11 protein-coding genes and 5 tRNA genes are annotated in these 12,590 nt (G+C 74.4%); 7 read left to right on the forward strand and 9 right to left on the reverse strand.

All coding sequences use genetic code 11. From position 1 onward, the window contains the following. Positions 1-18 precede the first annotated feature (18 nt). The 3 genes from GA0070613_RS00275 to GA0070613_RS00285 all read left to right on the forward strand — a co-directional run bounded on the left by GA0070613_RS00275 (position 19) and on the right by GA0070613_RS00285 (position 3,947). Positions 19-885, forward strand: a complete 867-nt coding sequence (locus GA0070613_RS00275; RefSeq protein WP_089010421.1) for a universal stress protein — start codon at positions 19-21, stop codon at positions 883-885. Between the two features lie 283 nt (positions 886-1,168). Next, positions 1,169-2,179, forward strand: coding sequence for an Acg family FMN-binding oxidoreductase (locus GA0070613_RS00280; RefSeq protein WP_089010422.1), 1,011 nt, complete (start codon positions 1,169-1,171; stop codon positions 2,177-2,179). Between the two features lie 94 nt (positions 2,180-2,273). Then, positions 2,274-3,947, forward strand: a complete 1,674-nt coding sequence (locus tag GA0070613_RS00285; RefSeq protein ID WP_172875941.1) for a GAF domain-containing sensor histidine kinase — start codon at positions 2,274-2,276, stop codon at positions 3,945-3,947. Between the two features lie 30 nt (positions 3,948-3,977). On the opposite strand, the gene GA0070613_RS00290 is transcribed toward GA0070613_RS00285, so the two are convergent. Beyond that, on the reverse strand, positions 3,978-4,616 hold the full coding sequence (locus GA0070613_RS00290; RefSeq protein WP_089010424.1) for a response regulator: 639 nt from the start codon (positions 4,614-4,616) through the stop codon (positions 3,978-3,980). A gap of 188 nt (positions 4,617-4,804) precedes the next feature. On the opposite strand from GA0070613_RS00290, the gene GA0070613_RS00295 reads away from it, so the two are divergent. Then, positions 4,805-5,779, forward strand: coding sequence for an Acg family FMN-binding oxidoreductase (locus tag GA0070613_RS00295; RefSeq protein ID WP_089010425.1), 975 nt, complete (start codon positions 4,805-4,807; stop codon positions 5,777-5,779). Between the two features lie 53 nt (positions 5,780-5,832). Here GA0070613_RS00295 and GA0070613_RS00300 read toward each other — a convergent pair whose 3' ends face one another. Beyond that, on the reverse strand, positions 5,833-6,849 hold the full coding sequence (locus GA0070613_RS00300) for an NAD-dependent epimerase/dehydratase family protein (RefSeq protein ID WP_089010426.1): 1,017 nt from the start codon (positions 6,847-6,849) through the stop codon (positions 5,833-5,835). A gap of 460 nt (positions 6,850-7,309) precedes the next feature. Here GA0070613_RS00300 and GA0070613_RS00305 point away from each other — a divergent pair, with 460 nt between their 5' ends. Next, entirely contained in the window at positions 7,310-7,900 is a 591-nt protein-coding gene (locus tag GA0070613_RS00305; protein WP_089015649.1) for a hypothetical protein, read from the forward strand. Between the two features lie 339 nt (positions 7,901-8,239). On the opposite strand, the gene GA0070613_RS00310 is transcribed toward GA0070613_RS00305, so the two are convergent. Then, a tRNA-Val gene (locus GA0070613_RS00310) sits at positions 8,240-8,314 on the reverse strand. 64 nt (positions 8,315-8,378) lie between these two features. Further along, a tRNA-Gly gene (locus GA0070613_RS00315) sits at positions 8,379-8,451 on the reverse strand. Positions 8,452-8,803: 352 nt separating this feature from the next. Between GA0070613_RS00315 and GA0070613_RS00320 the strand changes: the two genes are divergently transcribed. Further along, positions 8,804-9,043, forward strand: coding sequence for a DUF6458 family protein (locus tag GA0070613_RS00320; protein WP_089010427.1), 240 nt, complete (start codon positions 8,804-8,806; stop codon positions 9,041-9,043). A gap of 102 nt (positions 9,044-9,145) precedes the next feature. Here the strand turns inward: GA0070613_RS00320 and GA0070613_RS00325 are convergent, their stop codons facing one another. After that, on the reverse strand, positions 9,146-9,964 hold the full coding sequence (locus GA0070613_RS00325) for an isocitrate lyase/PEP mutase family protein (RefSeq protein ID WP_089015650.1): 819 nt from the start codon (positions 9,962-9,964) through the stop codon (positions 9,146-9,148). A 70-nt stretch (positions 9,965-10,034) separates the two neighbouring features. Here GA0070613_RS00325 and GA0070613_RS00330 point away from each other — a divergent pair, with 70 nt between their 5' ends. Next, positions 10,035-11,015, forward strand: a complete 981-nt coding sequence (locus tag GA0070613_RS00330) for an ArsR/SmtB family transcription factor (protein WP_172875728.1) — start codon at positions 10,035-10,037, stop codon at positions 11,013-11,015. Positions 11,016-11,085: 70 nt separating this feature from the next. Here the strand turns inward: GA0070613_RS00330 and GA0070613_RS00335 are convergent. The 4 genes from GA0070613_RS00335 to GA0070613_RS00350 all read right to left on the reverse strand — a co-directional run bounded on the left by GA0070613_RS00335 (position 11,086) and on the right by GA0070613_RS00350 (position 12,425). Next, positions 11,086-11,160: transfer RNA gene (locus tag GA0070613_RS00335), tRNA-Val, on the reverse strand. Between the two features lie 13 nt (positions 11,161-11,173). Beyond that, a tRNA-Cys gene (locus tag GA0070613_RS00340) sits at positions 11,174-11,244 on the reverse strand. Between the two features lie 34 nt (positions 11,245-11,278). Next, positions 11,279-11,351 (reverse strand) — tRNA-Gly (locus tag GA0070613_RS00345). A gap of 234 nt (positions 11,352-11,585) precedes the next feature. Beyond that, positions 11,586-12,425, reverse strand: a complete 840-nt coding sequence (locus GA0070613_RS00350; protein WP_231929614.1) for an SPOR domain-containing protein — start codon at positions 12,423-12,425, stop codon at positions 11,586-11,588. Positions 12,426-12,590 lie beyond the last annotated feature (165 nt).

A 12,590-nucleotide genomic window follows, 5' to 3' on the forward strand; every position in this document is an offset into this window, starting at 1 on the left:
CGAGCGGAGGTCGGTCCGGTGAGCGGCGACGAGATACTGGTCGGCTACGACGGCTCCGCGGACGCCACGGTCGCCCTGAACTGGGCCCTGGACGAGGCGGGGCGCTCGGGCCGGCCGGTCCGCCTGGCGTACGTCTTCGAATGGCTGACGGTGGCCGGTTGGATCGGTCCCGGGCTGGCGCCCGGCGCCTGGCCGGACGAGCACGCCCGGCGGCAGGTCGAGGAGTTGGTCCGCAAGGCGGCGGCGGACGCCGCCGCCGAGCGGCCCGGGCACGCCGTGCACGGCGAGGTCTTCGACGGCCCGCCCGCCCTGGTGTTGCATGAACGCTCCACCGAGGCCGGGATGCTGGTCCTCGGCAGCCGCGGGCACGGCGGATTCGGCGGCCTGCTGGCCGGCTCCACCGCGGTGTCCGTCACCGCCCACGCGCACTGTCCGGTGGTGGTGGTCCGGGACGGCCAGGCCGCCACCTCCGGACCGGTGGTGGTCGGCGTGGACGGCTCGGAGTCGTCGCTGCTGGCGCTCGGCTTCGCGGTCGAGCGGGCGGAGCAGCGGGACGTGCCGGTGCGGGTGATCCGGGCGTGGGAGCCGCCCGGCGAGCGGCGGGTGCCGCCGGGCCTCGACCCGGAGGAGGCGACCGCCACCGAACGGGCGGCGGCCGAGGACGAGCTGGCCCGGTGGCGGGAGACCTTCCCGGACGTCGAGGTCGACCTGCGGGTGTCGCCGGGCAACCCGGCCGCCCTGCTGGTCGACGCGAGCCGCGAGGCGCAGCTCGTGGTGGTGGGCAGCCGCGGTCGGGGCGGGCTGCGCGGGATGCTGCTCGGCTCGGTGAGCCAGCAGCTGCTCCACCACGCGCACTGCCCGGTCGCGGTGGTCCGCGAACGCTGACCCGGACCAGCGACCGCACTGCCGCCGGTGCCTCGCCGTCAGGGAACGCCGGTTGCACCGGGACGCACTCGCCCGGTTCGGCTCCCACCTGGCGGATCGTCTCAACGACCGGCCCGGCCGGGACGGGCGACGCGGGTCTTGCGGCGGGTCGAAGGGCCCGGTGGCGGGGGCCTGCGTACCCGTGCGACCGGTCGCCCGACGCCCGAGGATGAAGAGGCAACCCCGCCCCGCCCCCGGCCCGACAGGGTCGGGCACGAGGGGAAGAAACGGAAAGGTCGTGACGATGAGCCACGAGACGCCGGCTACGGACCGCCCGCTGACCACCGCCCTCGCGGAGGCCGCCGGAACGGCGAGCCACGCGCCCTCGGTGCACAACACCCAGCCGTGGCGCTGGACCGTCCTTCCCGACTCGCTGGAGCTGCGGATGGCCCGGGACCGCCAGCTCGCCGCCACCGACCCGGAGGGCCGGCTGCTGGCGATCAGCTGCGGCACCGCGCTGCACCACGCCCGGGTGGCGCTCGCCGCCGAGGGCTGGACGCCGGTGGTGGAGCGGCTCCCCGACCCCGCCCAGCCGGACCTGCTGGCCCGGTTGACCGGGTTCCGGCACACCGGGGCGGACCCGGAAGCGATGCACCTGGTGCAGTGCATGCAGGTCCGGCACACCGACCGTCGACCGGTCAGCGAGGAGCCGGTGCCGACGGCGGCCCTCGGCGAGATCGACCGGGCGGCCACCCAGGAAGGCGTGAACCTGCAACTGCTCGACGACGACCAGAAGCTCCAGCTGGCCACCGCGGCGCAGCACGCCGCCGAGGTCGAGGCGGAGGACCCGCAGCTGCGCGAGGAGCTGGCGTACTGGACCAGCCGGGCCGGCACCGGCACCGGACTGCCGCCCGAGGTGCTGCCCGAGCAGGCGCCGCAGACCACCGTCCCGGCCCGCGACTTCGGGCGCCCCGGCAGCCTGCCGGTCAGCCCGGGGCACGACCGGGCCGCCGCCTACGGGATCCTCTGGGGTACCGAGGACGAGCCGGACAGCTGGCTGCGGGCCGGCGAAGGGCTCTCCGCCGCCTGGCTGACCGCCACCCGGCTCGGGGTATCGCTGGTCCCGCTCAGCGGAGTGGTCGAGGTCGAGGGCACCCGGCAGGTACTGCGCCAGCTGCTGTCCGGACTCGGCTTCCCGTACCTCGCGCTGCGGCTGGGGATCGCGGACCCGACGCACGCCGGGCCGCCGCACACCCCGCGGCTCGACGCCGCGCAGACCGTCGACACCTCGGCGGTACGCGACCAGCTGTCGTAACGGGCCCTCGTCCCGCACCGGCACCGGGCGATAACATCGCCCGGTGGCCACCGCACCGACCCCCCGGCCGGATCATCTGACCCCGTCGCTGGGCCTGAGCCCGCTGTCCCGGGTCCGCCTCGACGAGCTGCTCCAGGAGATGCTTGACCGGGTCGGCGACGTGGTGACCAGCCGGGAGCGGCTGCGCGCCCTGCTCGACGCGGTGGTCGGCATCGGCTCCGACCTCGACCTGCACAGCACCCTGCAGCGGATCGTGCGGTCGGCGTGCGAGCTGGTCGGCGCGAAGTACGGCGCGCTCGGCGTGATCGGCCCCGACCGGCTGCTGCACGACTTCATCATCCACGGGATCAGCGACGAGCTGCACGCCAAGATCGGCGACCTGCCGCACGGTCGGGGCGTGCTCGGCCTGCTCATCGACGAACCCCGCCCGGTACGAATGCCGGACATCACCCAGCATCCCAAGTCGTACGGCTTCCCGGAGCACCACCCGCCGATGCACAGCTTCCTCGGCGTGCCGGTCCGCATCCGCGAGCACGTCTTCGGCAACCTCTACCTGGCGGAGAAGCAGGGCGCGGCGGAGTTCACCGAGGACGACGAGGAGATCGTGGTGGCGCTGGCCGCCGCGGCCGGCGTGGCGATCGAGAACGCCCGCCTCTACGCCCTCGCCCACCGGCGGGAACGCTGGCTGGCCGCGACCGCCGAGATCACCTCGGTGCTGCTCGGCGAGGTCCGGCGGACCGACGCGCTGACCCTGGTGGCCCGCCGCGCCCGCGAGGTCGCCGAGGCGGAGCTGGCGCTGGTGCTGCTCTACGACGAGGACGAGGACCAGTTCACGGTCGAGGTGGTCGACGGTGCCGACGACCCGGCCGGGGAGCTGGTGGGCGGGGTGCTGCCCGCCGCGGAGACCAGCTTCGCCGGCTCGGTCACCGAGCGCCGGCACGAGCTGCTGGACAATCTCGCCCAGGCGGCGCCCTGGCCGACTCCGGTGGTCGCCGGGCCGGCGGTGGTCTCTCCCCTAGCCGCGGCGGACACCCTGCACGGCCTGCTGGTGATCGCGCACCGGCCGGACAGCGGCCGGGCCGCCGAGGACGACGTCGCGCTGCTGGGCAGCTTCGCGGGCCAGGCGGCGCTGGCCATGGAGCGGGCCAGAGGCCAGGAGGAACGGGAGCTGCTGGTGGTCCTGGAGGACCGCGAGCGGATCGCCCGGGACCTGCACGACGTGGTGATCCAGCGCCTCTTCGCCACCGGCCTGCAGCTGCAGAGCGCCGCCCCGATGAACGCCCGGCCGGAGGTGGCCAAGCGGATCAACGCGGCCGTCGACGACCTGGATGCCACCATCCGAGACATCCGCCGCACCATCTTCGAGCTGCGCACCCCGATGAGCGCCGCCCTGCGCACAGAGATCCGCGAGGCGATCGAGGTGGCCGCCGAGTCCCTCGGTTACCGGCCCGATCTGGAGCTGACCGGCCCCATCGACAGCGCCGTCCCGGACGCGCTGCGCCCCGAACTCACCGCCGTCCTCCGCGAGGCGCTCTCCAACGCGGTGCGCCACGCGCACGCCGAACGGGTGGCGGTGGCGGTCACGGTCGACGCCGGCTGGGTGAGCGTGACGGTCACCGACGACGGCGTCGGCTGCGACCCGGAGGTGGCGCGCAGCGGCCTGGTCAACCTCCGCGAGCGGGCGGAACGCCTCGGCGGCGACTTCCAGCTCAGCCGGGTGATCCCGCACGGGACCGAGGTGCGCTGGAGCGTCCCGCTGCGCGACTGACCGGGGCGTCCCGGCGGGGGCCGGGCCGGCTCAGTGGGCCTTGCCGAGCAGCCGGGTGGCGAGCACCGCGGCCTGGGTACGCCGTTCCAGGCCGAGCTTGGCCAGCACGCTGGAGACGTAGTTCTTCACGGTCTTCTCGGCCAGGAACATCTTGCCGGCGATCTCCCGGTTGGTGAGCCCCTCGGCCACGTACTCCAGGATCCGCCGCTCCTGCTCGGTGAGGGTCTTCAGCTCGCGGGGCTGCTCGACGCCGTTGCGGATCCGCTCCAGCACCCGGGTGGTGATCGCCGGGTCGAGCAGCGACTGCCCGGCCGCCACCCGGCGCACCGCGTCCACCAGGTCGGTGCCGCGGATCTGCTTGAGCACGTACCCGGCGGCGCCCGCCATGATGGCGGCGAAGAGCGCCTCGTCGTCCTCGTACGAGGTGAGGATCAGCCCCTTGATCGAGGAGTCCACCGCCCGGACGTCCCGGCACACGTCGATGCCGTTGCCGTCGGGCAGTCGAGCGTCGAGGATCGCCACGTCGGGGCGCAGCGCGGGGATGCGGCGGGCCGCCTCCTGGGCGGAGCCGGACTCGCCCACCACCTCGATGTCGCCGCTGCTCTGCAGCAGGTCGGCAAGGCCACGACGGACGACCTCATGGTCGTCGAGCAGGAACACCCGGATCATCCGTCTTTTCTACCCCGCCGGCGCTCCGCTGCACACGGGCCAAAGGTCCCTACCGCGACCGCGCCACGGCGGGCAGACGGGCCCACCGAGGAGGGGACCTCCGGCCCTGCTCGCAAAACCCCTGGTTGACGCACCGTGGGAGGGAACCAAACGGGGGTGGCACGGCCTGCCACGGAAGGAGCACAACCATGGACACCGGCTTCACCGTCGAGCAGTTGAGCGCCGCCGCCTCCGACGCGGTCCGGGCGCCGTCCCTGCACAACACCCAGCCGTGGCGGTTCCGGCTGCGCGACGGCGGGATCGAACTCTCCGTCGACCCGCTGCGCCGGCTCCCCGCCACCGACCCCAGCGGCTGGGGCGCCCGGATCGCCTGCGGAGCGGCGCTGTTCAACCTGCGGCTGGCCCTCGCGGTGGCCGGCACGCCGGCCACGGTCCGGCTGCGCCCGTGCCCGGCGGAGCCGGACGTGGTGGCCCGGCTGGTCCCGGACCTGCCGCGCCGCCCCACCCCGACCGAGCAGAGCCTGCACGCGGCCATCGGCCGCCGGTTCAGCAACCGCGCGCCGTTCTGGCCCGACCCGGTCCCCGCCGACGCCCGTTGGCGGCTCAGCGAGGCGGCCCGCGCCGAACAGTCCTGGCTGGAGCTGGTGATCGGCACCAGCGCGGTCAACGCGTTCGCCGAGATCGCCCGCAGCGCCCACCGGGTGCTCGAACGCGACGCCGCGTACGTGGCCGAGCGGTGCGCGTGGATCCGCTCGGAGCCCTCCCCCGACGGGGTGCCGGTCGCCGCCGGCGGTCCGCGGAGCGAACCGCAGGACCTGCTGCCGCAGCGCGGCTTCGGCGGGCGCAACCGGGCGCCGGGGCGGGACTTCGAGTCGGAGCCCCTGGTCGCGGTGCTCGGCTCGGCGGGAAACACGGCCACCGACCAGATCATCGCCGGGCAGGCCCTGCAGCGGGTGCTGCTCACCGCCACTGACGCCGGGCTGAGCGTGTCGATGATCTCCCAGCCGATCGAGGTGCCGGGGGCGCGGGAGGCGCTGCGGCTGTCGCTCGGCCGGTTCGGCACGCCGCAGATGGTGATGCGGATCGGGTACGGGCAGCCCGGCGTCACCACCCCGCGCCGCTCCGTTGACGAGGTGCTCGACCTGCCGGTGGTGCCGGCCTGACCCCGACCGCGGCGGTCCCGCTCCGGCCACGGGAGCCCGGGCGCGGTGACCGGTCAGGCCGGCATGACGCGGCCCGCCACCGCGGCCAGCAGGGCCGCCTCCCGCTGCGGATCCAGGCCCACCGCCGCCCGCGCCGGTCGGCCCGCCCGCGGCGGGACCCGCCCCACCTCCCGCAGCCAGCGCCAGGTGTCGGCGACCGTCTCGGCCACCGGACGGCAGACCAGCCCCGCCGCATACGCCCGGGTCACGTCGCGTTCCTGCAACCAGCGGTACTCGTGGCCGAGCGGGATCCAGATCGGCAGGTCGTTCCAGGGCACCACGCCGGCGGCGAGAATCGGCTCCGGGTCCGTCCAGCGCAGCACCGCGCCCGAGGCGATCATCGCGACGGCCGCGTCGAGCAGCTCACCCATCGTCGCGTGCCCCGTTCGACTGACCACGTTGTACGCCCCGCCGACGCCCTCCGCACCCCGGTCCAGCAGCCACGCCGCCAGGTCGCGCACGTCCACGTACTGCAGGGGCAGCTCGCGCGGCCCGGGCGCCAGCACTTCGCCGCCACGCGCGATCCGGCTCAGCCACCAGGGCAGCCGGCCGATATCCTCCCCCGGACCGAGGATCAGCCCGGCCCGCGCCAGCAACGCCCGGTCACCGAAGACCTCCACCGCGGCCCGCTCACCGCCGGCCTTCAGCTGCGCGTAGTCGCCGTCCACCGCGTCGGCGGCCGCCTCGACGGTCGGCGCGTCCTCGTCCGAGCCGGGTTCGACGGGTTCGGCGTAGACGGAACCGCTGGACACGTAGACGTAGTGAGGCGTCGAATCGACCAGCGCCCGCGCGGCCTCCCCCACCGCCCGGGGCGCGCCGTCCCAGGTGTCCACCACCAGGTCCCACTCGCCGCCGGCCAGCGCCGCCAGCCCGCCCGGCGCGGTCCGGTCACCCCGCAACCGGTGTACACCCGCCTGCACGTCGCCGTGCAACCCCCGGTTGAACACCGTCACCGACCAGCCGCGGCGTACCGCCTCGGCCACGGTGGCCCCACCCACGAATCCCGTTCCGCCCAGCACCAGCAGTCTCATGCGTCCAGCCTGCCGAGGCTCCGGGGTTACCGGGAGGGATGTTCACGGTGAGCGGATCTGCCGTGGGCAGAACGCCCGGCGCCGGACCCGCACCCTGGTCGGGGTGTCCGGTTGTCCGAGCGCGGGTGGGCGACCGGGGCGGGCCGGCTGCGGGGTCTGTACCCGGATGTCGGGTTGGGTGTGACCGGCGGCATCCCCCAGCCGGAATCGTGGCCGGGCCGTGGTCGTTACATCTCCCGTACGACCGAGTACCTGGCCCGCTCGACGGGTTGGTGGACGGGCCCCGGAATGATGGCGGGCCGGCGGTCGTTACACATGGTCCCGGCGCTGCGAAGAGGCCCCGCCCCGCGGCCGGACCGGGCAGAGACTTTCCCCCTTGCAGTTTTTGAGCGCCTGACGGTGCTTGCGCACGTGCCGGCCCCCCTCGGCGGTGACGCCGACCCCCGAATGGAGCTTCACCATGAACACGATCATGCGTAAGAGCGTTCTGGGCATTGCTGGTCTGGCTTTCACCGGTGGCGTGTTCGCCGGTCCGGTCGCCGCGCACGCCGACGCCACCCCGGTGGCCGGCAAGCCGGTCGCTGTGCAGGCCGACAAGCCGGGCGTGGACAAGGGCAAGCTGATTCCGCATGGTGTGCAGGGCGCGCAGTCGAAGATCACCCTGAACGCTGAGCAGACCGGCAACGCCAAGGCGATCATCGCGGCGACGAAGAAGGCGGGTCTGCCGGAGCGGGCCGCGGTCATCTCGATCGCGACCAGCCTGCAGGAGTCGAAGCTGGAGAACCTGGGTCACCTGGGTGACGCCAACGACCACGACTCGCTGGGCCTGTTCCAGCAGCGCCCCTCCTCGGGTTGGGGCACGCCGAAGCAGATCACCGACCCCGAGTACGCGACCCTGGCCTTCGAGAAGGGTCTCAAGCAGGTCGACGGCTGGCAGGACATGCCGCTGACCGAGGCCGCCCAGACGGTGCAGGTGTCGGCCTACCCGGACGCCTACGCCCAGTGGGAGCAGCAGGCCGCCGACATCGTCGCCGCCAACTGGAACAGCTGACCCAAGCGAACAAGGGCAACAAGCCGCTGGCCGGCACCCCGAGACACGGGGTGCCGGCCAGCGGCATTTCCACGTACCGCAGAAGAACCGCGACCGCCGCACGGACCGTGACCAACGTCAGCGCTGGGGGCGACCAAAGAATCAGACCGGCCGGACGGACCGGCCCAGGGCCTGGTCGCCGGGGTGCAGGGCACCCCGGCGTCCTGGTTCAGGTTGTGCCGTTGGCGGCGTCGACGAGGGATCCGCACAGGGCCCGAGGGCCACCGGAGGCATCGTTCCCGCCCGCCGTCCGGTCCGACGAAAGACGGCCTGTCCATCGCCTGGACAGGCCGTCTTTGCTGGTGGGCGATACTGGGTTTGAACCAGTGACCTCTTCCGTGTCAAGGAAGCGCGCTCCCACTGCGCCAATCGCCCGCGCGCCCGCCGGGTGGAGAGACCAGCACCGGCGGCGGTCGGCCCCGCGAGGGGGCGGATCGCGAGCGGACGACGGGATTCGAACCCGCGACCCTCACCTTGGCAAGGTGATGCGCTACCAGCTGCGCTACGTCCGCGTGCCGCCGGCTTGCGTCGGCGACGGGGAGAACTGTACCCGATCGCAAGATCGCCGTAGGGCAGGCCCCCGGGCCGTGCGTCGGTAGCGTGGGCGGACCTGGCGACGCTCTTCCTGACCTGCGGCATCCAGGGCGCCGGCTCTGCGTACTCGACCCGCCGGAGGATGAGCTCCGCCGCCGGCTGGCCCGGCGCAACGCCGACCCGCCGGCCGGCACGCTCGCCGTCACGGACCTGGCGCCGACCCGGGCGCGGGCGGTTCTTCGAGCGGCCGACCCCCCGGTGGTTGCGCTGCTCACCACCTGGGTACTGACTGCTCTCGACAGCACACCACGTCCCCTGAAGGAGGCTGTCGTGGGAATCGGTACCAGCATCTTCCTGATCGCGGTCGGCGCGATCCTCACGTTCGCGTTGGACGCCAGCATCGGTGGCGTCAACCTCGACGTCGTCGGCTGGATCCTGATGGCGGCCGGCGTCCTCGGCCTCATCATGACGACCCTGGTCTGGGGTCGCCGCCGCGAGGTGGTCACCCCGGCCGAGCCGGTGGAGTACCGGCGGGTCGAGGAGCGCCGGGACGTCGGCCCGCCGCTGTGACCCGACCGAACCGGGGCCGACGGAGCTGATCGGTCACGGTCACCACGCACGCGCACGAAGGGGTGCCGGCCGACGCGGCCGGCACCCCTTCGTGTCCCGGCTTCAGCCGCGCATCAGGTCGTTCAGCGCGCCGTAGTCGAACGCGCCGGCGAGCGCGTCGTACGTCCCGGCGCCGAGCGTCTCCTCGGCGGCCCGGCGGGCCACCGCGTACGCGGCCTCGGCGACCGAGGAGCCGAGGCTGATCCGGGCCACCCCGAGGCGGGCCAGCTCCGGCACCGCCGGGGCGCCCGGCCCGACCAGCACGTTCAGTGGGGCCGGGATGGCCGCGACCAGGGCGGTCACCGTCTCCGGGTCGACCGCCCCCGGCACGAACACGCCGTCCGCGCCGGCCGCCAGGTAGGCGTGGGCCCGGGCCACCGTCTCGTCGACGCCGCCGGCGCCGCGCAGGAACGTGTCGATCCGGGCGTTGACGTACAGCGGCACGCCGGCGTGGTCCGCCGCCTTCCGCACGGCGGACAGCCGGGCGCACTGGTCCGCCACCTCGCGCAGCGGCGCGCCCCCATCGTGGCGGGCGTCCTCGACGTTCACGCCGACGGCGCCCGCCGCCACCACCGCGCGTACGGTCGCGGCGACCTCGTCGGCGGTGTCGCCGTACCCGGACTCGATGTCGGCCGTGACCGGCAGCGGCACCCCGGCGACGACCCGGCGGACCAGGTCGACGGCCGCGTCGCGGCCGAGAGCGTCGCCGTCGGGCGCGCCGAGGCTCCAGGCGACCCCGGCGCTGGTGGTGGCGACCGCGCGGGCGCCGGCGGCCGCGACGATCCGGGCGCTCGCCACGTCCCAGGCGTTGACCAGGACCAGCGGCTCGCCGGGGACGTGCAGGGAACGGAAGTGCAGGGCTCGGGTGTGGTGATCGTTCACCCGGCCAGTCTGGGTCCGCACCGCCACCGGGCGTAATGTTTCAGCCCCAGCTGAAACGGAGGGAGGCCGGGTGGTCGCCATCGGCCTGTCCGCGGGCGCGGTCGCCCGGCTCCGCTTCGCGCTCTCCTGCCTCTGGGAGGTCGTCGCCAGCGTGCGGGTGCTCCGCGACCCCGGCGACCACGCAATCCACCTGCCCTGGGTCAACCGGGTCCGGCCACGGCTGATCGAGGCCGGGCTGGTCGGCGCCGACGGCGGCCTGCTCTGGCAGCTGGTACCGCGGGCACCGGGCTACCTGGCCGACTTCCTCACCCCGCCACCCGCCGGCCTGACCCCCGACCTGGGGCAGGAGCTGTCCGCGCTGCGGGCCACCCCGCCCGACACGGTGCGCGCCCAGCTCGACCTCTACCCCGGGGACCGGCCGCCGGCGCTGGAAGGCCTGTACGCCGACCCGGCGGACGGGCTGCGCCGGCTGGCCGAGGAGATCGGCACGTACTGGCGGCTGGCCCTGGCCGCCGAGTGGCCCCGGATCCGGGCGCTGCTCGACGCGGAGGTGTTCCGCCGGGCCCGCCGGCTGGCCGAGGAGGGCGCCGCCGGGCTACTGAACGACCTGCACGAGCGGGTCCGCTGGGAGGGCGACGCCCTGCTGATCAGCCAGCGGCACTGCGCCGCGCCGGACGTGCCGGAGGGTAGCGGGCTGGTCCTGGTCCCGTCGGTCTTCGTCTGGCCGTCCGTGCTCAGCATCGCGGCGGGCGACGTACCGCAGCTGGCGTACCCCGCCCGGGGCCTCGGCGCGCTGTGGGAGTGCCCGCCGGCGGCGCCGGACGCCCTGGGCGCCGTGCTCGGCCGGGGGCGGGCCCGGCTGCTCGCCGAGCTGGACGCGCCGCGGTCGACCACCGAGCTGGCCCGGCGGACCGGCATGTCCCCCGCGGGCGTGTCACAGCACCTCGCCGCGCTGCGCGCGGCGGGCCTGGTGGTGACGCACCGGGCGGGCCGGTCGCTGCTGAGCGGTCGGACGCCGGTCGCGGAGGCGCTGCTGACCGCCGCGGGGTGAGCGGGCGGGCCGGGAGAAACAGAACGGCTCGTCACCGTTGTCCGGTGACGAGCCGTTCTGATCATCCAACTGGTGGGCGATACTGGGTTTGAACCAGTGACCTCTTCCGTGTCAAGGAAGCGCGCTCCCACTGCGCCAATCGCCCTCGTCAACTGCCGAGGTGGAGACGGGATTTGAACCCGTGTACACGGCTTTGCAGGCCGTTGCCTCGCCTCTCGGCCACTCCACCGAGGTTGCCCCCGACATGCCTGGCGGCAGCTCCGAGCGGACGACGGGATTCGAACCCGCGACCCTCACCTTGGCAAGGTGATGCGCTACCAGCTGCGCTACGTCCGCGTGTCCCCGGTGTTTCCGGTGACGGATGAGAACTTTAGCCGAGGCCGGGAACGGTTGCCAAATCGGGGGGTCCCCCGGCGCGTCCCGCGCGGTGGTGGCCGCCGGCCTCCCCGGGAGGCTCGGCCCACCCTTCCAGAGCTTCCTAGGAACCTGGGTGGCAGGTCGAGGGTTCTCGGTACGCACCGGGGCCGGGAGGTTCCCGTCCCGGCCCCGGCCACCCCCGATCGGCGGCCCCTACCGCCACCGCCGCGCCCGCGGACGCTCGAAGGCCAGGCGCGGATCGCCCTCGGCCGCCGCGTTCCCGTCCGGACGCATCAGGTGCCGCAGCCGCAACAGCAGGCCCGCGCCGAGGAAGAGGAGCAGGCCACCGAGGAGGAAGGCCCCCTGCACCACCCCGAAACCACCGGACTGCGCCACCGGCCGGCCCGCCGCACCCGGCGGCGGCAACTCCGCCACCGCCTCGTCGCTCGGCGTCGCCTCCTCGCCGGGATCGTCCGCCGCCGGCTCCGAGGCGGCCGGTTCGCTCGGCGCGGCGGAGCTCCCCGTCTCGCTCGGCGTCGCCTCGACCTCCTCCCCGATCACCTGCCGCGTCGCCGTCTGCCGGGCGAGCAGGCGCAGGTTCTCGTCGTACGCCTCGGCGGCGAAGCTCACCCGCCCCCGGCTGACGTCCTCGGCGAAGGCCACCCGGTAGCGGGCGGTGACCGTCCGCCCGGGGCAGAGGATCCCCGGGTCAAGCTGACGGTCGGTCAGCCGGGCCACGTCCCCCTCGGTCCGGATCTCCAGCGGGAAGGAGCCGCTGTCCTCCACCCGGTCCACCTTCACCTGGTCCAACCGCAGCCCCTGCACGCCGAGCACCATCGACCAGCGCACCTTGACGCAGCCACCACCGTCCGAGCGGGAGACCACCGCGGAGACCGTCTCCACCCCGTTGCCGGCGGTGAACTCGTCCGGCAGCCCGCTCAGCTCGGTGGCGAAGCCGGCCGCCGCCCGCGCCGGCACGGCCGCACCCAGACCCGCCCCCGACAGACAGGCCAGCACCACCCCGGTCCGCAGCGCGTTCCGCCACACGCTCACCACCGCCTCGTCCTCCCGTCGGTCGCGTCCACCTGGCAACGCTATGAGCGGCCCGGGTAAGCCGGTAGACGGGCGTGTTCGCACCGACCGCCAAGCGCGGGGCCCGATTTCACGGACGGTGGTGAACCGGTCACGCCCGCCCCGCGACACGCCCGGAATCCCGGC

The organism is Micromonospora inositola (assembly GCF_900090285.1).
In the GTDB taxonomy this organism is placed as follows: Bacteria; Actinomycetota; Actinomycetes; order Mycobacteriales; family Micromonosporaceae; genus Micromonospora; species Micromonospora inositola.